We start from the raw sequence: 21,587 nt of genomic DNA, 5'->3' as shown, positions 1-21,587 counted from the left end.
AGACTACCTATGAAAGAACAGAATATTTATGATAACCCCATTTTTTTTAAAAATTATCAAACATTAAGGGTCAATGATACGGGCCTTAATGGCATCATAGAAGAACCTGCATTAAGGGCTCTATTACCTGATTTAAAAGGTAAAATAATTCTCGATTTGGGATCTGGCTTTGGTGATTTTGCACGGTACGCACACAGCAAAGGGGCGAAAAAAGTTTACGGTATTGAGCTTTCAAGTAACATGATAGAACAAGCCAGAAAACTGACCCAAACCGATGATATTGAATATATTCATGCGTCAATGACTAACCCTATGACTTTCGATGAACGTTTTGACTTTATTATTTCCTCCCTCGCAATCCACTATATCGAAAACTTTAATCAGCTCGCAAGCGAAGCATATTCTCACCTCAAAGAGGGTGGGAAATTTGTATTCTCTGTGGAACATCCGATGTGTACCGCACATGCTTCTTCATTTATGAAAAATGAATCTGGTGAATTTATCTGTATGCCTGTCGATAATTATCAGAATGAGTCTATACGTCATACCTCATGGTTTGTCGATGACGTTATTAAATATCACCGAACAGTCGAAAGTTATATTATGGGATTACTCAATGTGGGATTTGTGATTGATGCTCTTAAAGAGCCTAAAGTCATCAATGACGCCCTATTGGAAAAATCGGAAGCTGAAATTTTTAATCGATATTCACCTTTTTTAATTATTAGTGCACACCGTTTGTAATAGCAAAGTTGTAATATCCGCTCTGAGTTAAGTTAAGGTGTCCATCACGTAGGATCACCATCAAGGGGTTCACATGACGGCTTATAGAGCGGAGTTTTTTACATTGGAAGATGAACAAAGAAAGCGTAAAATCAGTTAATCCACTGAATTTTAGGCATAAAATAGACATCATTTGAAGTCTACAGGATTCAATATAAAGACATACCTCATTAATTATAAACATTTTATATTCATTCAATTTCGTATCATGCTCCCAATTATGTCCCCTTTTTATTTTGTGACTCAAAATTAAGAGGTTTAAGATTCAATTTTCCCAAAGCCACCAGCACTGTAAAAATATCATCAATTGGTAATTTCATTGCAGATAATGAAATACCAACCGGAAATAGTTCTACTCGTGTTTTCCACGACTTCGTTTCAAACGGAACTGTAAAATTAACACAGATACGACTTCAAATTTAATCAGCTATTAATCAATCTTATTTAAACTTTACTTTCAGGGTTTAGCTTGAACATGATGGTTGTTGATTCAAGGTCGCCATGAATTGATTGAGCGAACTCAGGGATTTCACCACTAACCTGCCATCCTAGAGAGGTATATAAGCTAACAGTTATTCCTTTGGTATTTGTATCTAATGTTAGAAGTGTCAATCCTGTTTCCCATGCTATTTGCTCAGCCGCTAGCATTAATCTCCTTGCGAGACCTTTGCGCCTGTAATCAGGTAATACCAATAATTTACAAATTTCTCCTCGGTGTTTGCCATTTGCCTTTGTACACAAATCAAGTCCAACAACACCAACGATTTTATTATCTACCTCTACTGAGATAAGCTTAAAATTGTTTGTTGATAAAGAGTGATTGACACCAACCCAATAATTTTTCATATCACCTATTTGATCTTTTGCGTCAGTATATCCAACACTAGCCCCACCAAGGACGCATCTATGCAATAAATTGGTCAGCTCATCTATTTTGTTATCGCTTATTTTGTCACTATAACAACGTATAATCATATTTGCGCCTCAATAAGGGTCTCATTGCACAATAAGTTAGTAGATTAACTATGAATTAATTGAGCACACAAGTAACTAAAATTTTATAGATATATTTGAAACTCCTCGGTAACTTCGGAGCAGCTGAACTGGTCATCTTAAAGAGGAACAATGAAAGGTAGGTAACTAATTGTGGGTTAGTCTAAAGATGTGAAATGTCCTCTTTAGATTTTCCGATTTTAAATCGGCTTATGATACTAACTTTTACTAAGTAGTAACTATCTGCGCCCCTGTTAGCTGATAGCCATTAAACCTCTGTAGCTTTATGAGTAAATTATTAAAATAATAGTTCGTAATTAATTGTTAAATATCAGACTAAGAGGATATTATAATTTTAATTACGAACTATAGTAACTATTCTAAGAAAAATGAAACATCAATACTCCCTCGATAGCTTCCCGCTTTGATATTTCCATTATGACAAAGGTTGAAATATAATGTTTCTTTAGTGCTGCTATTTGACATATTCCCTAATTTAATACGGTCATAATATGGAATAGCATCACCATTTCCATTTCTACAAATATCTGGGGTGGATGCTGCTCTTGAGGTTACAATATATGGCCTTTCTGTTGAATCCGCTGTATTGCCACTAAGTGAGTCCAAGGCCATTCCAGCCAAATTTGTGCCTGAATTATTTCCCGAACTTGTTTCCCTATGTAATTGCTGATTAGCTGAAACTACCATTAAAAGCTTACCTGCTGTTACACAATTAATATGCATACTCGCAAGTTTAGTTTCAAGCAATTGATTCTGTTTTCTCCCCGCAAGTTGATTACCAAATTTAATATCAGTCGAGCTAAGAGGAGCCACGGTACAAGAATCTAATGCCTCAACACTTAAACTCTCGTTATCTAAAAAGTAGGGGAATAAATGTGCCCACCCTGAGATTTTTCTATATAAATCAATTTCATATCCAAAAGCAATAGACTCACCAGGCAATAATTTATATCTGCCTTTAACCACTGAGGCATCTCCATTTATCGAATGCTATACGTGTAAACTCTTTAGCGCTTATCCATGAACTATAATCACGAAAATCTGAAAATTGACAGATATTTGCTACTCCATCATGCCAATTAGATATCATAGAATTCAGTTCTTTGTCATTTTCGATTGCGCCATTATCAATCTTGCTAGTTATTTTCTCTAGCAGCTCCTGCTTTTTCTTTATTGTGATACGACTAACTTTAATAGGTTTCAAGCGTTCAGGTAATGACATTAGACCTTCTAATTAAATTAATACATCTTAATTCTATTAAAATACCCCCACGAACATATATGTTCTAGTTTTTTCATTTCATGGAAACGGTTAGTATGTAACTTATTGATATTTAAAAAGAGTGCTTATTTTCACTGTGGAATTAATTCCCAGAGGGCAAATTTGTCTTGCGGTTACTTTTGGTGGTTATTTGTTCATCCTGAATCCAAAAAGAGACCAGACGGAACATTAACGCCAAGCGTTAGAAAAATGCGAGTTGATTCTAACACAGCATGGAGAGCCGCACTTAAAAGAGCAGGAATAGAAAACTTTCGCTTTCATGATTTGCGGCATACATGGGCTAGCTGCTTAATTCAGTCTGGCGTCCCGCTTTCAGTTCTACAAGAAATGGGCGGATGGGAATCGGTTGATATGATGAGAAGATATGCTCACTTAGCACCTAATCATTTAAGTGAACACGCGAAGCAAATAGACACTATTTTCGGCACTTGCGTCCCAAATACGTCCCAGTTAGCAAAAGTGGAGAATTTTAAATGATGGTAAGTGATTGAAAATTAATGGCCCTACAGGATTCGAATACGAGTCATTTAACATTGTTTTATAATGAAAATATCGTGTTCGATAAATTTTATACCAACAAATATACCAACAATTGTTTTTCTGCAAAATAATTACGGTTTTCAATTTAGAATACCTATAGATAGCGCGATCAATCACGCATTTATCTTTTATAGTACGGCCTAATAATCCACTTTTGAGCAAGTGCTCTTATAGACGGTGGTACACTATCACCGATGCTGTAAAACTTGCTTTCGTATTACCAAAAGAAAATATAATCGAAAAATCAAATATTAAGTCAAATGTAAAAATAAAATTTCTACTTTCACCTTACTAGTTCTCTATTTTGAATGAGGGTAAGTCTGTGAAAAGGTTCTTTTTCATGATAAACTTATATTGAAAATATAAAGAGTTAGGTTGATTCAGACTTAGTATAAACATAAGCTCAAAACTGGATTTTAGTCATGAAAGAAATCAAAAAAATGTCAGAAAAAGACTTTGTTGATACACTGATACAAGAGTGGCTGGAAACCGTCCCTACATTAGACCTGAGTGGTTTACCTATTATCGCCCGCATAGTGCGCATGAGCCACTATATCTCTCAATTTATTGATGCTAATCTCGCTCGCTATAATCTCAATGTAGGTGAGTTTGAAGTACTCGCAGCACTTGCTAGAAATCCTGATCGTCAGCTTTCGCCCAAAGAACTGCAAAAGAAAATCCTTATTTCCTCTGGTGGATTATCTAACCGAATTAACCGGTTAGAAGAAAAAAAATTTATTGTTAGAATTCCAGATCCTGCGGATAGACGTGGAGTCATTGTAAAAATAACCCCTGAAGGACGGAAGTTAACCCTTGAAGCAGTAGAAACCCACGTAGCGATTGAAAAATCCTTAGTTCAAGGATTAGATGCCGAAAATAAAGACCAACTCGCCATGCTACTGAAGAAACTTATACAATCACAAAAATCTGAGCTCAACGAAAAAAATGGGGCTAAATAAAAAAACACCCCAAAGTTGGACTAAACCTCAAGGTGCAGCTCACATTGAGCTGTCTTCATTTTGACTTAATCACTTCAGTTAAGCTGTTTGCTGGCCTTCAGACTTTAAAACTAACCATAAACCCGCCAAAATCAAACATAATCCTATGACAGCTAACATATTAACGTTCTCATGAGCGACAACGATCGCAAGGAAAAACGCCACAATCGGTTCAATTAAGCCCAATGCCACACCTGTAGGTGCGCTAATATGTTTCAAAGCTTGGGTATATAAAAGGTAAGCCACTCCAGTCGTTAATAATCCAAGATAAAATATAACAGCAATGCTTACCCAACCGACGGTTGGTGTTCCGGCTAGTACCCAAGCTATTGGAACAGCAATAAATATAGCAATACTAAATGTATGCTTAGTAATGGTTAATGGAGAATCAATACTGACCAATTTTTTACTCATCAACGTATAAAGTGCATAGCAAAAACCCGCACTCAAACAAATAAGCAAACCCCCCGTATTAATTTGCCAGCTACTACTTTGAGAAAGAACCATCCATGTCCCACCAGCCGTTGCACAAAAAGTACCGAGCCACCAAAGCAAAGACGGTGATTTCTTTAAAAGGAGCGACTGCATTAAGCCCGCCCAAATAGGCGCACTACCAATCGTTGTAGCAGTTCCAATTGCGATCCCAGTCGCCTTAATACCTGCAAAAAAAGTTAAGTTATATAACCCCATACAGATACCTGCGATAGTTATATATCGCCAATATATCATTGATTTTTTGGCAGAATTATCTGTTTGTTGTTGCTCATTTACTTTTAGCGCTTGGCGGTTTGTAATTCGATAAAAAAACAACAAATGAAAGAATAAACACGCAACAAGCAACCTAAATGCCCCAATCCAGTAAGGAGCCGTTGCTCCTTGCACAAAGCTTTGAGCTGTCCCAGCCGTTCCCCATAAGAAGGCCGCACATAAAGCGAGAGTGATACCCACTAAAGATATTTTTTTCATCGTCATTGAATTTTCTACCACTTTTTCAATAAAAATATATCTTCATGCTAAGATACTTTTAGTGAAGACACAAGGCAGAAAGATAAAAACAACCACAAACGCTGTGAATTGATGATTAAAATCAATGTTTGTACGTTTTTAAATTGATATTAAAAAACCATTAATTAATATTAATTATATCTTCTCATGAAGATACTTCTAATAAAACAATAATGATGAGAGGCAGCTATGACTGTTATAATTATCAGTGTAATAGTGTTGATACTAGCGGGTTATGCAATTGCGAAGAACTTCGAAGCAAAAATTGTATTATTCACCGCAGGTATTGCGCTGATGCTCAGCGCAGCAATGTTAGGGATGCCTATTTTAGATATAAAGCAAAGCACAGGGAATATTTGGCTTGATCCACTAAAACAAATACAGCTAGGGTTTATCAAACAATTTGGTGGCGCAGGGATCATAATCATGGTCCTATTCGGTTTTTCTTCTTATATGTCACGCATTGGTGCAAACGATGCCGCGGTTCATTTAGTTGCAAAGCCTATTTCAAAAATCCGGTCTCCTTATATCCTAGTTCCAATTGTTTTTTGGCTAGGAAACTTACTGTCGTTAGTGATCCCCAGTGCGGCTTCCTTAGCCGTTATTTTAATGGCGACCTTATACCCAATATTAAGGGCTGCTAAAATGTCATCAATGACCGCCGCGGGTATTATTGCCACCACTGCAACTATTATGCCAACACCATTAGGAGGAGATAACGTTGTCGCCGCTCGGTTACTGGGCTTTGAGCATGTCGTCGACTATGTCACCTTACACCATGCCGTGATCTCCCTCCCCGTTTTATTATTAATGGGTTTTGCGCATTATTTCTGGCAAAAATATATGGATAAGCGCCAAGGTGCCGCGGCCTTTACCGAAGTTGATAAGAGTAAGCTTGAAGGTAATAAAGATCTTCCTCCGGCTTATTATGCCCTCTTTCCACTTGTTCCACTTATCTTAATTATTGTATTAGGGCTGTGTTTTAGAGAAATCAAAGTCGGACTAGTTGAAATTACTCTGTTCTCTTTTGTTCTTGCATTTGTCACTGAGCTTACCCGTAAAGGCAATCCAAAAGAACAAATGGTGCAAGCCGGGTTATTTTTTAAAGGCATGGGGGAAGGGTTTTCTCAAGTCGTTGTCCTGATTGTTGCTGCGGGTACTCTGGTTGCGGGTCTGAATGCCATTGGTATCATCGACATGATTTCCGGTGTTGTAAAGGACGTCAATAACGCAGGGGTTGGGTTAATGTTTATTTTCTCTGGCTTAACGGCATTGATCACCTTCATTAGCGGTAGTGGTAACGCAGTATTCTATTCTTTCATTGAATTGATCCCATCTATTGCTAATCAGGCTCATGTTGACCCAATTATGGTTGCTCTACCAATGCAATTTACCTCTAACCTAGTTCGAGCAATTTCTCCAGTTTCTGCTGTCGTCATTATTGTCGCATCGGTTATCAAAGTGAGTCCTGTTGAAGTAGTGAAAAGAACCTCTGTACCTTTAGCGGTAGGCACGATAGCAACGTTAATTTATGCATATTTTCTGTATGCGTAGAATGGGTTATTAAAAGGAAAATCAAAATGACTACAATAGATAATGCCTCATTAGTTGCGTGGAGGCGTCAGTTCCACTGTTACCCAGAAACGGGTTGGGGAGAGTTTTATACCACGGCGATCTTAATTAAAACACTTGAAGAAATAGGGCACCATGTATTAGAAGGGGAGCAGATTATCAACCCTGATTTCATTCGTGGTCGCAATCCATCCATTGTTGAAAAAGCCAAGCGCGCAGCCAAAGAACGCGGGGTCGATGATGCGCTACTCGAAAGGATCGGTGACTACACTGGATGTGCGGCAATCTTTGATACAGGACGACCGGGGCCCACTGTCGCATTTCGTTTTGATATTGATTGCGTCAATGTACAAGAAACCGATACGGCAGAGCACATCCCAAATCAAGAAGGGTTTAGCTCAACGAATCAAGGCTATATGCATGCTTGCGGCCATGATGGACACATGGCTATCGGCCTCGGTGTGGCAAAATGGCTAATCGAGAATAAAGACCGTCCACTTAAGGGGGTTATTAAACTCATATTCCAACCCGCAGAAGAAGGTGTACGGGGAGCAAAGCCTATTGCTGAAAGTGGCATTTTAGATGATGTTGATTACTTTGCCTGTGGCCACCTTGGCTGTGATATTCCGAGTGGAGTGGTCGTTGCTGCACCTGAACGTTACCTTTCCACCTTAAAAATGGATCTCCGTTTTAAAGGTAAAGCCGCTCACGCAGGAATGGAGCCCCATGCAGGGAAAAATGCCTTACTGGCTGCCTGTAATGCCACTATCCAGATCTTAAGCTTGCCAACCCACGGTGAAGGAATGACACGAGCCAACGTCGGAGTCTTAAATGCAGGTGAAGGCCGTAACGTGATCCCTTCATACGCACAGATGCAAATTGAAGTACGGGGTGAAAACGAAAAAATTAACAATTACATGACCGAAGAAGCCTTAAGACGTGCACGCGGTGTAGCACTCAGCTTTGATGTTGAACTCGAAACTGAGGTCATGGGGGAAGCCGTTGATTTCATTCCTGACGATGAAATGACTGACTATATCACCGAAGTAGCTCAAACCATTCCAGCCGTAGAAAAAGTACAGCGCACCATGAATTTTAATGGCAGTGATGATGCCACGCTGTTGATTAAACGTGTACAAGCCCATGGCGGAAAGGCCGCTTATTTTGTGATTGGCTCTGACATCAAAGCGGGCCACCATCAAGCCAAATTTGATATCGATGAAGAACAGCTATTCACTGGTTTTTCAATCTTTACAGGGCTACTACAACGTTTATCCGTATAAAAACAACAAATCAATATAAGCCAATAATGAAACCTTATAACGGATAATGTTATAAGGTTTTTTAAGGAAATATGATGAAAAAGACATTATTAAATACGTTACTTTCTAGCATAATCTTATATACCTCTGTTTCACTCGCAGCCGACGCCATTAAACCCAACGTAACCATTTTAGCCACTGGGGGCACCATCGCAGGAAGCTCCAAGTCCAACCTTGATACCACCGATTATAAAGCGGGCTCACTGGGTATTGATGTATTAATCAATGCCGTGCCAGAAATCAACGATGTTGCTATCGTCAAAGGCGAACAAGTTTCTAACACCATTAGCGGCAATATTAGCAGCGAGATCCTCTTAAACCTCAGTAAGCGTGTTAACTATTTACTGAATGAAGGAAATCAACAAGGTGTAGTTATCACTCATGGTACTGATACAATTGAAGAAACAGCATTTTTTTTAGAATTAACAACTAACAATAAAAAGCCGACCGTTATTGTCGGAGCAATGAGACCAGCCACGGCTATCAGTGCAGATGGCCCAATGAACCTGCTTGAAGGCGTAGTACTTGCCGCAGACAAAAAAGCAGAAGACCGTGGGGTTATGGTGGTTTTAAATGACCGTATTGGCTCTGCTTTTTATACCACTAAAGCAAACTCCACAACACCTGATGCATTTAAATCTTACGAACCTGGTTATTTAGGTGTCTTTGTGAGTGGAAATCCTAAATTTTACTATACCCCAGCACAGCCTATTGATCGTGCTTTCTTTGATGTCAGTAAAATAGATGACCTACCGAGTGTTGAAATTATTTATGCCTATCAAGATCAAACTCCAGCCCTGCTAGATGCTGCTATCAGTAACGGAGCAAAAGGAATTATTGTTGCGGGAAGTGGCAATGGAAATGTCTCTAGCAATATGGAAGAGGCAATTAAACAGCTGAGTGATAAAGGTGTTCCTATCGTGATGGCAACGCGTACAGGATCAGGTTATGTAAGTAGTAAATCATTTGCGATAGGAGCAGGATTTTTAAACCCACAAAAATCCCGTATTTTATTACAACTAGCGCTCGCAAGCGGTGCCGATATTAAACAAATCTCTAATTATTTTGATAGCCAACGTTAGCCGAATACCGAATGGTTATATTATTAAAGGTGCCTAATATATTGGCACCTTTTTATTTATTAATGATTTTAATGCATGGTCAAATAAGACGATTATCTATCTAAAATTTAAAGATTTTTTTTAGCTAACAGGTAATAAACAATCGCTGTAATAGAGAATGTAATAAAAAATGCAAAATTATAGCTAATCATACCTGAGACCAATCCAATAACAAGCGCAATGATATCCGGTTTTCTCCAGTTAAGAATATAATCACTATTATGTCGGGAATATCAAGTATATTCGACATTATAGTAAGTGGATTTGCTTAGCTTGTATGTTGAATTTAGTGTCCAAAGAAATTATTGGCTATATCTTATCAACAAAACCGGATTCGGAATTAGCGAAAGAAGCCTTAGATAACAGCATTGAAAGGCAATTACCGGATACGACAAGTTTGATGTTCCATTCAGATTAAGGTTGCCAATATTCATTGGAGGAGTTTAAGGAGCACCTCATTGAAAGGAAAGTAACTCAGAGCATGAATCGGCAAGGTAATTGCCTCGATAATGCAGTGATGGAAAGATTTTTTAGGAGCTTAAAGACTGAAAGATTTAACCACTTATCGTTTATAAATCATCAATCTGTTATCAATAAAATTGAAGATTATATCCAGTTTGATAATTATTATCGACGCTATTCAACGATTGGCTATTTAACACCCCATCAAAAATATCATGAACTAAAAAATGCCGCTTAGATCTTCTACAGAATTTGTTGACCATTACAATTTCAATAGACGTGACTAGACCTTGGAATACTATGGATTCTTGTGATAGCTGATTTTATAAGGGCTTTATGGACTATTGTGGACGTTGAAATACTTGAGAATGGTACGCCCTACAGGATTCAATACAAGCATGTATCACATTGATTATAAACACTTTAAAACCATTCAATTTCGTATCATGCCCCCAATTATGCCCCCTTTTTATTTTGTGACTCATAAATTAAGAGAGTTAGAGTTAAGTTTTTTCAGAAACCTCAGCATTGCAAAAATATCATCACTGCTGACTCACATTGCAAAAAATGAAACATTTTAACTAACCATGGCTTCAATAAAGAAAAACCCTTTTTACAAGGGCTTTGTTAAATCATTATTCTACTGGCGGAGTGTGTATAGGCTTAGCTGATTCTTTTGCATCTGGTGGCTTAGGTATTGTATTAAAAAAATCGTCAAGGCTATAAACTCCCATCTCGATACCGATTATTGTGTCGTATCGTTGCCGTGCTAACTCTTTTAGTTCGGGCTTTATATCTTTCCTCATTCCCCAGTAAAGCTTCCACTTAATTATTTTAAGCCTGATTTTTATCCGTAACATTTTGGGATCTAACGAAACTAAAGCAGTTATAAAAGTAAAGAACTCACTAAGAAGAACAGCAATGAAAGGAACGCACGCAATGTATATATTTCTATAATCAGAATTAACCATTTCAGCAAGCTGTATCAAAATCGCCCCAACGCCGCTGCCACCAGCTATTCCAACCGCTTTATTCCCATCCTTTTTAAAATCATCAACCATGGCTTTTATCCCCATGGTTGTTCTTTTTAGCTATGTCATCAAGCAAGGACAACAGCTCATCATCTTTTTTCAAAAAGATTTTTTTTTCCGAGATATTTCCTTGCTCATCATGGTAGCGAATAATGACTTTTTCTTTACTAAAAATCAGATAAAGCAAAACTCTAAGAGTTAATCGAATAGAGTAAAGCAAAGCAGGAACTGCGAGCACAATCCCGATTATTCCAATAAAACCTAAGCTTTGCATGGTTAACTCCTAAATAAAACCATCATCATTTTTTACCTAATTGACGCCCTACTTTTTGAACTATGTAGCTTACTTTTTTGCTAACAGAGTCTGAGGTCGTGATTTTTTTCATTTTCACAATGAAAAGCTCTCCAAAAATACTTGGAGCATCAGGCTTGGTCAATCTTAATATAAATTCGTCATCATCCATTTTTACTTGGAATGATTCGTTATTCATGACCACGTTCCAGCCTGACTTTTTCTGTACGTTTGCAGACACGAATGTAAGAGTTGTTTCAATATCTTCTTCTTCTTTCTTAGTTTCAAATATAGTCTTAGGTGACTTAAAACTTTCTGACTCTGATTTTGTTATCTTGAGGTCTGGAGTTTCTTTTTTATTTTCACCCACATTAACTTCAAAGCTATCAACACCATCATGTAATAGCGGCTTATGAACAAATGAATCAATTGATCTACGTATGTTAGGAGAGTTGACTATTTTCTCTACATCGTCAGAACACTCAATCACCTCACCATCAACTATTAATTTAATCATTCCTGTAGTGCTATCTTTTTCAATAATGTCAATCTTTCTTCCTTCGAGTTTTTTTAAGACATCAATGACTGTTTTCTCACCAACAACTAAATTAGCGGTATTCAACCCTATAATTTTTAAGACATCTTTTGCATTGGTTAAGCTTTGCTGTATGGATAGTTTAAACCCGAATGAACCAGCTATTAGGCTTGCATCAACGCTAACATTAAAATCACTGTCGCCATTAAGAATAGAGTTCGCCTCATAAATAGCATCACCAAGCCCTTGCAGGCTACTAGCAAAGAAAAGGATGTCCATTTTATGATTTTTCAGCGCTTCACCATCATATATAATACTTATCGTTTGTTCTTTAGTTGCCATTTTTAATTCGTCCATATAGAAAATTTGGCTTATTCTAATAAATAAACAATATTTATGTGAACTGATAATAAACACACTGTTCATTTATTCAGTGGAAGTATTATAAACATTAGATATTAATCACATAATCTAGTAATTACGATACTAACTTTTACTAACAGGTAACTATCTGCGCCCCTGTTAGCTGATAACCATTAAACCATTCGTAGCGACCTGTCGCGGTTACTTTGTTTCCTTTCTGGCAGGTCATAAGCTCCAGCGCGTTAATATCGAATGCCACTATCTTTAATGGGTACGGGCTACGCTTGTCACTCTCAGCCTGAATAGTCATTGTGGCCATAACTTTACCTGTGTCTGTTTTAACTCGCTCAGGGGCTTTTATTACCGTTCCTGACGTGGTGATCTTGATTGATTTTGCTTTTCTCATTTCTGGTTTATTCATCTTAATGCCATCACAATATAAGCTATTGGTTAAAATAAAATGCTGATAGGACTCTGGAATATCGGGTAATAATTCCAATCTCTATGGGTGATCTAAACGTTAATTTATCCATGATGATACGGGATTATCCCGTATGTAGATATAAGTCATTGATTATACTTAATTCCGTTAAATCGACGGAATCAAAATACAACTGACCGCCTGAAACCTTAGTGTTAGTTTCCATTTGCTAAAGTGCGCTTTCACTGGAAACCATTGTGGAAACCTCGCCGTAATCTCTCCCTGATTCCTCACCGTAATCTCACCGTTATTGGCTTAATCCTCCCCGTAACATCCCCGTTTAACCTTGCCGTAATCTTGCCGTAATCTTGCCGTTCAATCACATTATACGGACCGTAATAGGACCGTTATTTTAGCTTTGGTTATTCATGCTCAAAGTAGATAAACCATTGATTTACTCGGTAACGCATATTTGCGTCACGGTAACTTATTGATATTTATTCAGAGGACAAATTTGTCCTGTGGGTATCGCAATGCTTATTTGCATTGTGGTTACTTTTAGTGGTTACCAGAGTGGTTACCAGAGTGGTTACTTTTATCTCATGTCCATGATTAGAATATTGCCAGCCAGTGACGAGCCTCCGATTTCAGAGCCTCATGTCTCCTTAATATCAAGGAGTCCTATTCAGTCGCCTTACGTGCCCTTGATTTCAAGGCAACCTATAGCTTGTATACCGTCGCACTTTTTCTTGCATCGCTTAATATTTAACCATTGCGATTATCTTCGCATCACCGTTTTGGTGCTGGCTTCGTCCATTGGTAGGTAGGTGCTGTCATTCTACGCCTGTGACGCTCTTTAGCCTGTATCGTCTGCGCTACACCTGTTCTAATGGCTAACCTATCGCGTCCGTTGAGTGATTGCCCTTGCTGGTGGGCTAACTCCATCATAACGGCTTCTATTGCTTCACGTTGTAACATGGCTATACCTCAAAGGTGTTGTGATTATCGCTATACCTTGATTGTGCTGAATTGGAACAATCAAAGCCCATCATTCCACTAGCATAAAACATGTTGTTTTGCTGGCAACCAGAGTGGCAACCGTCAATATGGCAACCACGCTCACGGGTTAAAATACGCAATCTAAAGGCGAACCCAAAGTGACGGCCTCGGGTAAATCAATGGGTTATGTTTTACAGTGGTAATTGTCCAGACTAGTCCAAACTTATTACCCTTGTTTTGCTGCGTACCATTCTGCGTACTTTTACACAACATCATGATTTTATTTGATTATAGCGAAATGCGAGAATTAAACACATACCTACTGCGTACCTATTTAATTTTGGACGGGCTTATAAATTTGTTTGACACGATGACAAGTTTTGACAAGTTTTCGACCACAACAATTAACAACATTTACTTTGTTCTCATGTCAGGTTTTGTCAGGTTCCCATGTCTGGTTTTGTCTGGTTCTGATGTCAACAATTGTCAACATTCAGCGGATGGAGTATCCAGTAAAATATAGCCTTTTCGGTGGATACCAAAACGGATACCTTACAATCACTATAACAACACCATAGTACCACCGTGGTTTATATTAGTACCATTTTGGTACGTTATTGCTGCGATTCTTTTTGATATCAAAATAGCTACACCGTGTTTTTGAGTGGTTAGCTGTACTGGCTAATATTTAGCTACTTTGGCTAAAGGCACTAATTTGTGGTTTTGATATGAGAGCTTCATTTCAAGCCATCCTCAGTATCAAGGGTAGCATTTCAACTGTCGCCCTTTCCGACTATGGCCATAATCACAATCGTTAACCCTCCTCAATTTTGAGGGCATTGTTTCTATTGATAAATACAGGCTCAAAAATGAGCCGATTGATTCTATTGGTAAAATTAGACTGCGCTCAAACTTGAGCTTTGTCATGTATTCAGTCAGTTACAAAGCGCAATAATACGCTTTGCTTGTTTTACAGTAAGTTACCCTAACTTTAAGTTATAGAATTAATCATTAAATCCACCAGCAATTTTACATTTTCTAATCTGTATAACAGTGTTATACACTGATATAATAAGCACTCAATGAATTAATAACGGACTATTATCATGAGTAAATCTAATCTTATTGCCTTTCGTTTACCTGCTGAACTGCAAGCCCTGTTTAATGATGCTGTATCGAACTCTGGCAGTGATAAAACAGCTTGGATAGTCTCAGCTATCAAAGAGAAACTAAATCGACCAGACAGCAATCCTGATGCTCGTATGTTATCGCTAGTGGAACGCCTAGAATCGTCTGTCGCGTCTTTAATTGCTGGTAAGGCAGATATCCCACCGTATACCTATAATGAGTCTGCTGTCGTTTCTGTGGTTAATTCGGTGCTATCAGAGGGTATAGATAACGGACGCATTATCGCTGAACGAATTAACGAGGCTGGCTATCAGACTAAAGGCGGTAAAGCGTGGGATAAGGATATTTATTCAGCGTGGAAGCGTCACAAGAATATAGTAAATAATTTGAATTATTTATAGTGCTAAAGCCGCTATTAATTTTGACGTGTAAAAATTGATATCACCGAATTTTGCTACCTTTAATAACGGACAATTTAAACTATATTTTTGTCCGTTAAGTGCTAAAAGAATTATATTATTATGACAAATTATTCATTAATCTTGAAAATTCACTCATGCATATATGTATATTTTTCATCCTTTCTTCAGGTGTGCTTTTGTAATCATTCGGATGGACTCTATCAGTGAGTATATATAACTCAACATACTCCAAATTTTTTGTCACATTATCTTTTACTTCAATAAAATTACTGCCATTATTTAATTTAGTCGAAACTACTACATGATATTTTAAATTATCAGAAAAAAAACCGTTCTTTTTTTCTTTAGTTATTCCATCATTGAAAGTGAAACTCGTTCCTTTCAGTTTATCTATTTTTTGATTCCACGTTTCGCAAAATGCAAAAACATCATTTCTAGACCACCCAAAATCAAGCTTTAAATCTATGATATTATTACTTATTTCATCATTCATAATTAGTATATCTGGGAAAAAACGTATATTTGCTGTTGATGAGAACAATTGCTGGTCTACGAAATATTGATTACTATCAGGTAAATTTTTTGACAAATAATCAGCAAATAGATCTTCAAAAACACCCGATATAGAATGACTACGCCCACGAAACACTCTCTTGTTTTCAACATATGTTTCTCTTGAATTTTGATAGGCAAATATTAAATTCTCTATAATGTCTTCTGGTGACTCATTTTTGTTTTTTAATTTATTTATTTGCATTTCTATTCCCAAACTAGTTTTATCATTACCGCTAACCCGCCAGCATATACTGAAGTTATTAACTATAAAGCCATAATACTAAAGCATAGTAAAAACCTTAGCAAAACTTAGTATCAACCTGTAGTTTTCTGTGGTAGCAAGACTAGTTTTGGCTAGTAGTAAAATATCAATGGCGTGAGGTTTCGTGAGGTGGCATTGACTGAAATATATTATCAAATGTTATCATTTACCCTTAAGAAACCTTAAGATTTTACCTGAAATAATCTTAGGATTTCTTAGGATTTTGGCATTAGAAAAACGTTAAGAATTGCTTTCTCTTTTAGCATCGTCCATTGCTTTCTTAATGGCTGGTATTGCGCCTTTATAATTAAAATAACTAGTTGATGGGTGATACAAATAGGCCACTTTAATATTATCATTTAACGCAGGAACCCATTCACCTAACATAGAGCCTAACACTATAACTACATCGGGCTTCAATGATTCTATAACGGCTAAAAACGGCTTTTCTGCTTCTTCCCACATTTCATTCGTTGGCCTAATTCGTTCTGACTCCCCAACAATGCCCTGTACGTAGTTGTAAAACGCCACATGCTCCCAGAAATTAGAGCGTGTATCTACTGATAGTTCATCTTCACTATATAGCCCTAACACAGCTTTAGTAATTTTAGTAAAAAACGCATTAGGATGATCTTGGGCGTTATGTTTTACAACATGTTGAGTCCAATCACTATCTGGCTCATCATCATTTTCAGCGTAATGAGACTCACCAAGTATGAGTATTTTTATACCAAACATACTATTTTCGTAATTAGCACCAACCCAAGGATAGAAATTTACATTTTCCATTTTATTTATCACCCTAAAATCAAATAATTCTATCTACATTAGCACTCTCTACGATGTACATAAATCATCATTCCTAACGTGCCCGAAAATCATCATTCTTAGCGTGTCACTAAATCGTCAAAGGTTTACAGCCTCGCGCGCGTACTGTTGCATAAATCATCAAAGTTCACGCTGTAGCTTCTCAATGATAGCCTGCCTCACAAACTCCGCACGATTGCCCCTAGTCACTCTATCGGCTCTAATGTGAATATCTACCATATCAATCACTGACTGCTCACACGTTACGATTAGGCGCGTTGTAGGCGCATCATTAAAATAACGGTTGGTTTTCTTCTTGATTGTTTTCTGCATATTTGCCCCTCGCGCGTACTGGTATCTAAATCATCAAAGTTAACGCTTCAATTCTTCCTGAATATACTTAGCTAAATTGGGTAATGTTTCCTCAACGCCTTTTTTCAAGAACTCTTTTTTAGCCGTTGGGCGTTTAAACTTCTGCTTAACTTTCGGGTCATGCACATACGCGGCATAGCTGGCGGAATAACCAATACGCCCCGTTACTCGCGTACCGTTAATGGTGACTGTGCGAAACTGGCTATTGATCAATGCCGAGGTATCGATAGGCGTATAGACTGCGGCCTGTGCTCCAGCATCGATAAGAAACCGCTGCATAGCGCGTGATACTCGTTGCTCTACATGTTGGCAATATTGCTGGAACGATTGATTGCGACCTCTTCTCTTAGAGACTTTCACTTTTATCATTTTTGTACTCTCATAAAACTAAAGGGCAGGAATCTGCCCCAATAAAGTTAAAAGCTGCCTCTTGCCTTTCTGCCTAACCCATAAGCCTGACGTAAAGCATCATCTAATTTCCCACCGTTCATCACTTCATGAATAATTTCATCAAGCGTGATCGTGTTTGTCCTTGGGTCATATTGTGGCTGTCCAAATTCAACCTGAGCACTCGCAACGGTGTTATTCACATTGATAACAACATTAGGCACACCACCGCCCCCAATATCACGATTAGGAATAACCTTACCGCCTTCTCCTGGTAAAAGGTAATTTCTCCCTGCGGCTTGGAATATTTCAGGCTTACCACCTTCACCAAATCGATACATTTTATTTGCATCGACCGCACCACCGTTATAACGCCCACCACCAAAGCCAATCATTGACATAGACGTAGCTTTCCCTGCGGCCTGTGCGGTTGTATAGGCTGATAATCCCGTTCCTGATGCGGCTCCGCTTGTTGCGATTGATGCCGCGATTGCTGCTGGTGTCCATGCCGCTAATGCTGCCGCCCCTCCTGCTGTTGCTGCCGCTGCGTTCGCTGCCTGTGAAGCAACGCCAATTGTTTTGGTCAGAATGAAGTTTTTAAGCATCTCCACACCAACCTGAGCAATGGAATTTACAACACTGTTTAGCATCGTATTACCTAACGAACGCAACGCCTCGGACGCATCCATTGAGCCAGTGATTAACCCTGTCATGACGTTTGAAACATTACCCGCCAGAGAATCAACCGCTGAAGCTAACATTTCATAGCCTAGGTTCTGCTGTCTCATTAGCTCCCATTGTGCCGCTAACTGCTGCTGTTGATACTCTTTCTCTGCTGCGGTTCTGAGTAGATGGTATTGCGCGTCAGTTGCCGCTTTCGATGCGGTGAACTGGTCATGGCTAATCTGCTGTTTTGCATAGGCTTCATTGAGTATTTGTAACTCTTGCGCTTTGTATTCTTTCATCATGGCCAACTTCTGAGTATGCTCATTAGCCAATGCCTGAATCGGGTCAAATTTAGCGCGGTTTTCCTCAATGTAATTGACTGAGGCATTGATTTTGATATCAGTCATTCCCTGATTAAATGACACCATCGCCTCACGCCCCATACGCTCAAAATCTTCTTTGTTGATGAATCCCTCATCTAACAAACGTTTGAGGGTTTTAACTTCCTCACCAAAGGTATGCGCTAGTTTTAATTCTGGGGTGATTTCCTGAGCCGCAATAAAATCATTCACGCGCTGATTGAGGTCAAACAGTTCCGCTGCCTCTTTTGAGATAGCCGCTTTTTGTTTCTCTGTTGCCTGTGCCCCGAGTCGCTGAACAGCTTCATAGATTGCCATTTGGCGGTTAACATCGGCTGCGCCACTTTCCAATAATCCATAACGTTTTTTCAGTGTGGCCAATTGCTCACTCTGACGCTTTATCGCTTCATTTGCTTGGTTGGCTGCTTTAGCAGATTTATTGCCTTTTGATTTACTGCTAAGTGCGGCTTCTTGGGCTTCACGTAACTTGCGTATGGCTTCAATAGCTTTCGGGAGTTCGGCATTGTAGGCGGCTGAACCTTGTTTTAATCCCATTTGCATAAGGAGTAACGAGGCGTTGTATTCATCCAGTGCCGGCTTACCGTCTTTCATGCCAATTGTGAGGGCTTGGGTGCGTTGCTCAATCTCAGTAAGCGAGTTAGCAAGGTTCAAGCTGACCGTTTTATCAAACTCATCCGTTAATTCTTGGATTTTCTGTTTAAATATCTCAGAGTCTTTAACAAAGCCGTCAGCAATCAATGCCTTTTCCAGCTCTTTGATAGCCTGTTCTTTCTTAACGGCTGCCTCGCTGCCTAATTCCAGTGATCGGGCTACTTGTTGGTTAGCATCAATCACGCCTTTAGCTTGGCGTTGGTAAATTAAATCGGCTCTGGTCAGTTCATCCGTTTGTTGCGCTCTAACCTTAGCAATATCAGCGGCTTTTCCTTGCGATACCGTCCAGCGTCGAATATTTTGCTCACCTTCAGAAATAAGTAGCTCATATTGCTGCTGTTTTTTAGTCAGCTCCTTGATTGCGTCAACATAGCTGTCTAGCGCATAAGTAGAGCCTATTTCTCCATCTTGTTCTTTAAGTTTATTAACTGCCTTTTCAATTCTGCCAAGTTCTTCTCTATGGGCTCTGAGATCCACATTTACGGCTTCAAGGCTTTTTTTCTGTCCGTCTAACTCTGTGGTTGTTTCCGCTATTTTCTCGCCTAAGCGGTTAGCCACAACGCGCGCCTGTTTTGCTGACAGTTCGTCAATTTTATCAATCCACTGATCTACCCTGTCGTTAAACTCTTTAGTTGCGGTGTCATCGTTCATGGCGTTATACAGCGCGTAAACACCTGCGGCAGCTAAAAAGAATACACCAGTAGGGCCACCTAATAATCCCACCGCGCCCCGTAACCCTTGCATAGCCATAGACTGAGTTTTAGCGGCTTGGGCTGCGCGGTTATTGGCTGCGGTCACTGCGTCCGTTGTGGTCGCTAGTGTGGTTTTCGCTTTTTGCTCTAATGCTAATGCCGCATTTAATTTATGGGTTGCGTTGGCTTCAACTTCTTTCGCTTTAGCAACTTGAGCCTCAACACGCGCAATTTCTTTCCCTGTTGTGGCTAAATGCGTTTTGATTTTGGTTTCTGTGGCGTGTAGGGCGTTGCTGGCTTTGGTGACGCGTTGTAGATTTTCTTCACTCGCTGCCATTTGATAGGTTATTTCGGCATCCTTGAGATGCGCCGCCTGTCGTGCTCTCAGTGACTCTAAATCACGTTGCTTGGCATCATTACCCGCCTCTAATGAATAAACGTGCTCTAACGCTGCCTGAGCCGCTTTTAACTCGGCTTGTGCGGATACTGTCAGATTTCTAGCGTTAATGACTTCTTGGGAGGCTGCGGCTTGTAATGCCTGTGCTTTCATTTGAATAGCGCGAGTATGTGAAACCTCGGCTTGTGTGGCGTTAATCGCCCCTTGAGTATGTTGTAAGAGTGAAGAGGTCGCACTGCCAATATTAGAAATATACCCCGCACCTAATAACCCAGAGACATTACTAATTACCCCTGTAAAACGCGCATTCGCGCTAGTCGCTCTGTCTGTAGCGGCTGACGCTGCGCCAATTTGCCCCGTTAACTCGCTCATTTGACGTGATAATCGGTTAATTTCAGGCATTTTTAACGCACTGGAAACGGCCATTGCTGTTTTATCAAAACGGTAAAAGGCTTTCGACGTATCATCAGCCTGTTTACCCATTTCAGCCATTTTCCGCTTTGTTTCTCTAATCGCTTTATTCGCTTCAAGCAAGCTCTCAGTCTCACCATGTATGTCTATTGTATAACCTTCGCCATGATACATAATGATTATTCCCTCTAATTAATGTACGGCTGATAAGCCACTGACATTACCGTCACGTAATGCAAAACGAGTCATTTCGCCAATCACATAAATACACTGATCTGTGATGGAGTATGGCTTAGTGAATACATTCAAATACGGGAGCAATAAATCACAGGCCTTACTCTCAACGTCGAACGACTCACCGCGAGACTTAACGATCGATACCGCATTATCAAATAGCCCTGCCGCCAGCAATTCAGGGATCACCTCGCCTGTAATGCCGTTATAAGTCACTAATGTTGTTCCCGTTTCCGCTTTTAGCCCATCAACATAAATCTGAGCTATGGTGCTTGCTAACTGCTGTAACTTTTCCATTAGAACCCCTCACGCTGTAAGGCATCACTTAATAGCCCTTGAATCAATTGGCTAATAGGCGCTCGTTGAATGAAAACATCTTTTTCACCCTGTTTTTCTTTAAATTTTTTAACGCGATCTACTATGTCGCTTTCAATTGACACTGCCTTGAAGGTTCTTTTTTGCTTATCCATGATTATTTACCCA

General features: G+C 39.1%; 22 protein-coding genes and 2 pseudogenes. 8 read left to right on the top strand and 16 right to left on the bottom strand.

Annotation, left to right across the window (positions count from 1 at the left end):
* The first annotated feature begins 9 nt into the window (after positions 1 to 9).
* A complete protein-coding gene (locus ABE954_RS06255) occupies positions 10 to 744 on the top strand; it encodes a class I SAM-dependent methyltransferase (RefSeq protein ID WP_371025802.1) in 735 nt (244 codons plus the stop codon).
* 483 nt (positions 745 to 1,227) lie between these two features.
* Here the strand turns inward: ABE954_RS06255 and ABE954_RS06250 are convergent, their stop codons facing one another.
* The 3 genes from ABE954_RS06250 to ABE954_RS06240 form a co-directional block, all read right to left on the bottom strand.
* Positions 1,228 to 1,758 (bottom strand): GNAT family N-acetyltransferase, encoded by a 531-nt coding sequence (locus ABE954_RS06250; RefSeq protein ID WP_240133192.1) that lies wholly within the window; start codon positions 1,756 to 1,758, stop codon positions 1,228 to 1,230.
* Positions 1,759 to 2,151: 393 nt separating this feature from the next.
* Positions 2,152 to 2,763, bottom strand: a complete 612-nt coding sequence (locus ABE954_RS06245) for a hypothetical protein (RefSeq protein WP_240133191.1) — start codon at positions 2,761 to 2,763, stop codon at positions 2,152 to 2,154.
* Positions 2,756 to 3,019, bottom strand: coding sequence for a hypothetical protein (locus tag ABE954_RS06240; RefSeq protein ID WP_131680681.1), 264 nt, complete (start codon positions 3,017 to 3,019; stop codon positions 2,756 to 2,758). Before ABE954_RS06240 ends, ABE954_RS06245 begins: the two co-directional genes overlap by 8 nt.
* A gap of 183 nt (positions 3,020 to 3,202) precedes the next feature.
* Between ABE954_RS06240 and ABE954_RS06235 the strand changes: the two are divergent.
* Both ABE954_RS06235 and ABE954_RS06230 read left to right on the top strand, forming a co-directional pair.
* A pseudogene (locus ABE954_RS06235) lies at positions 3,203 to 3,556 on the top strand (tyrosine-type recombinase/integrase); the annotation flags it as partial.
* A gap of 485 nt (positions 3,557 to 4,041) precedes the next feature.
* Positions 4,042 to 4,578, top strand: a complete 537-nt coding sequence (locus ABE954_RS06230) for a MarR family winged helix-turn-helix transcriptional regulator (protein WP_081363961.1) — start codon at positions 4,042 to 4,044, stop codon at positions 4,576 to 4,578.
* Positions 4,579 to 4,656: 78 nt separating this feature from the next.
* On the opposite strand, the gene ABE954_RS06225 is transcribed toward ABE954_RS06230, so the two are convergent.
* A complete protein-coding gene (locus tag ABE954_RS06225) occupies positions 4,657 to 5,589 on the bottom strand; it encodes a DMT family transporter (protein ID WP_240133190.1) in 933 nt (310 codons plus the stop codon).
* Positions 5,590 to 5,811: 222 nt separating this feature from the next.
* Between ABE954_RS06225 and dcuC the strand changes: the two genes are divergently transcribed.
* From dcuC to ABE954_RS06205, 4 genes and pseudogenes are all read left to right on the top strand, one after another.
* Complete coding sequence (dcuC, locus tag ABE954_RS06220; protein ID WP_071548323.1) at positions 5,812 to 7,176, top strand: C4-dicarboxylate transporter DcuC; 1,365 nt, start codon at positions 5,812 to 5,814, stop codon at positions 7,174 to 7,176.
* 26 nt (positions 7,177 to 7,202) lie between these two features.
* The gene (locus ABE954_RS06215; RefSeq protein WP_240133189.1) at positions 7,203 to 8,477 is read left to right on the top strand and encodes an amidohydrolase; all 1,275 of its coding nucleotides are present in this window, start codon (positions 7,203 to 7,205) and stop codon (positions 8,475 to 8,477) included.
* 71 nt (positions 8,478 to 8,548) lie between these two features.
* Positions 8,549 to 9,598 carry an asparaginase gene (locus tag ABE954_RS06210; protein WP_240133188.1) on the top strand — a complete coding sequence of 350 codons (1,050 nt, stop codon included), beginning with the start codon at positions 8,549 to 8,551 and terminating at the stop codon, positions 9,596 to 9,598.
* A 247-nt stretch (positions 9,599 to 9,845) separates the two neighbouring features.
* Positions 9,846 to 10,337 (top strand): annotated as a pseudogene (locus ABE954_RS06205) (transposase); the annotation flags it as partial.
* A 397-nt stretch (positions 10,338 to 10,734) separates the two neighbouring features.
* Here ABE954_RS06205 and ABE954_RS06200 read toward each other — a convergent pair.
* From ABE954_RS06200 to ABE954_RS06180, 5 genes are all read right to left on the bottom strand, one after another.
* Complete coding sequence (locus ABE954_RS06200) at positions 10,735 to 11,160, bottom strand: hypothetical protein (RefSeq protein ID WP_272689879.1); 426 nt, start codon at positions 11,158 to 11,160, stop codon at positions 10,735 to 10,737.
* Positions 11,153 to 11,404, bottom strand: a complete 252-nt coding sequence (locus tag ABE954_RS06195) for a hypothetical protein (protein ID WP_272689878.1) — start codon at positions 11,402 to 11,404, stop codon at positions 11,153 to 11,155. The genes ABE954_RS06200 and ABE954_RS06195 overlap by 8 nt, the downstream gene beginning before the upstream one ends.
* Before the next feature lie 25 nt (positions 11,405 to 11,429).
* Complete coding sequence (locus ABE954_RS06190; protein WP_272689877.1) at positions 11,430 to 12,299, bottom strand: hypothetical protein; 870 nt, start codon at positions 12,297 to 12,299, stop codon at positions 11,430 to 11,432.
* Between the two features lie 154 nt (positions 12,300 to 12,453).
* A complete protein-coding gene (locus ABE954_RS06185) occupies positions 12,454 to 12,741 on the bottom strand; it encodes a hypothetical protein (protein ID WP_272689876.1) in 288 nt (95 codons plus the stop codon).
* Positions 12,742 to 13,530: 789 nt separating this feature from the next.
* Positions 13,531 to 13,719, bottom strand: a complete 189-nt coding sequence (locus ABE954_RS06180; RefSeq protein ID WP_036960459.1) for a hypothetical protein — start codon at positions 13,717 to 13,719, stop codon at positions 13,531 to 13,533.
* Between the two features lie 1,127 nt (positions 13,720 to 14,846).
* Here ABE954_RS06180 and ABE954_RS06175 point away from each other — a divergent pair.
* Positions 14,847 to 15,269: a hypothetical protein gene (locus tag ABE954_RS06175; RefSeq protein ID WP_272689875.1), complete on the top strand. Its 423-nt coding sequence runs from the start codon at positions 14,847 to 14,849 to the stop codon at positions 15,267 to 15,269.
* 118 nt (positions 15,270 to 15,387) lie between these two features.
* Here the strand turns inward: ABE954_RS06175 and ABE954_RS06170 are convergent, their stop codons facing one another.
* The 7 genes from ABE954_RS06170 to ABE954_RS06140 form a co-directional block, all read right to left on the bottom strand.
* Positions 15,388 to 16,047 (bottom strand): hypothetical protein, encoded by a 660-nt coding sequence (locus tag ABE954_RS06170; protein WP_272664205.1) that lies wholly within the window; start codon positions 16,045 to 16,047, stop codon positions 15,388 to 15,390.
* A gap of 300 nt (positions 16,048 to 16,347) precedes the next feature.
* Positions 16,348 to 16,896 (bottom strand): hypothetical protein, encoded by a 549-nt coding sequence (locus tag ABE954_RS06165; protein ID WP_230233011.1) that lies wholly within the window; start codon positions 16,894 to 16,896, stop codon positions 16,348 to 16,350.
* Positions 16,897 to 17,055: 159 nt separating this feature from the next.
* Complete coding sequence (locus ABE954_RS06160) at positions 17,056 to 17,247, bottom strand: toxin-antitoxin system protein (RefSeq protein ID WP_371025801.1); 192 nt, start codon at positions 17,245 to 17,247, stop codon at positions 17,056 to 17,058.
* A gap of 39 nt (positions 17,248 to 17,286) precedes the next feature.
* Complete coding sequence (locus tag ABE954_RS06155) at positions 17,287 to 17,655, bottom strand: HK97 gp10 family phage protein (protein ID WP_230233013.1); 369 nt, start codon at positions 17,653 to 17,655, stop codon at positions 17,287 to 17,289.
* A 47-nt stretch (positions 17,656 to 17,702) separates the two neighbouring features.
* The gene (locus ABE954_RS06150) at positions 17,703 to 21,044 is read right to left on the bottom strand and encodes a hypothetical protein (RefSeq protein WP_272689873.1); all 3,342 of its coding nucleotides are present in this window, start codon (positions 21,042 to 21,044) and stop codon (positions 17,703 to 17,705) included.
* An 18-nt stretch (positions 21,045 to 21,062) separates the two neighbouring features.
* Complete coding sequence (locus ABE954_RS06145; RefSeq protein ID WP_004906508.1) at positions 21,063 to 21,401, bottom strand: hypothetical protein; 339 nt, start codon at positions 21,399 to 21,401, stop codon at positions 21,063 to 21,065.
* The gene (locus ABE954_RS06140; RefSeq protein ID WP_004255410.1) at positions 21,401 to 21,574 is read right to left on the bottom strand and encodes a hypothetical protein; all 174 of its coding nucleotides are present in this window, start codon (positions 21,572 to 21,574) and stop codon (positions 21,401 to 21,403) included. Before ABE954_RS06140 ends, ABE954_RS06145 begins: the two co-directional genes overlap by 1 nt.
* Positions 21,575 to 21,587 lie beyond the last annotated feature (13 nt).

It is taken from the genome of Providencia sp. TYF-12 (assembly GCF_041344805.1).
In the GTDB taxonomy this organism is placed as follows: Bacteria; Pseudomonadota; Gammaproteobacteria; order Enterobacterales; family Enterobacteriaceae; genus Providencia; species Providencia huashanensis.
Note: the sequence above shows the minus strand (reverse complement) of the source record. Positions and strands in the feature narration are given on the sequence as shown.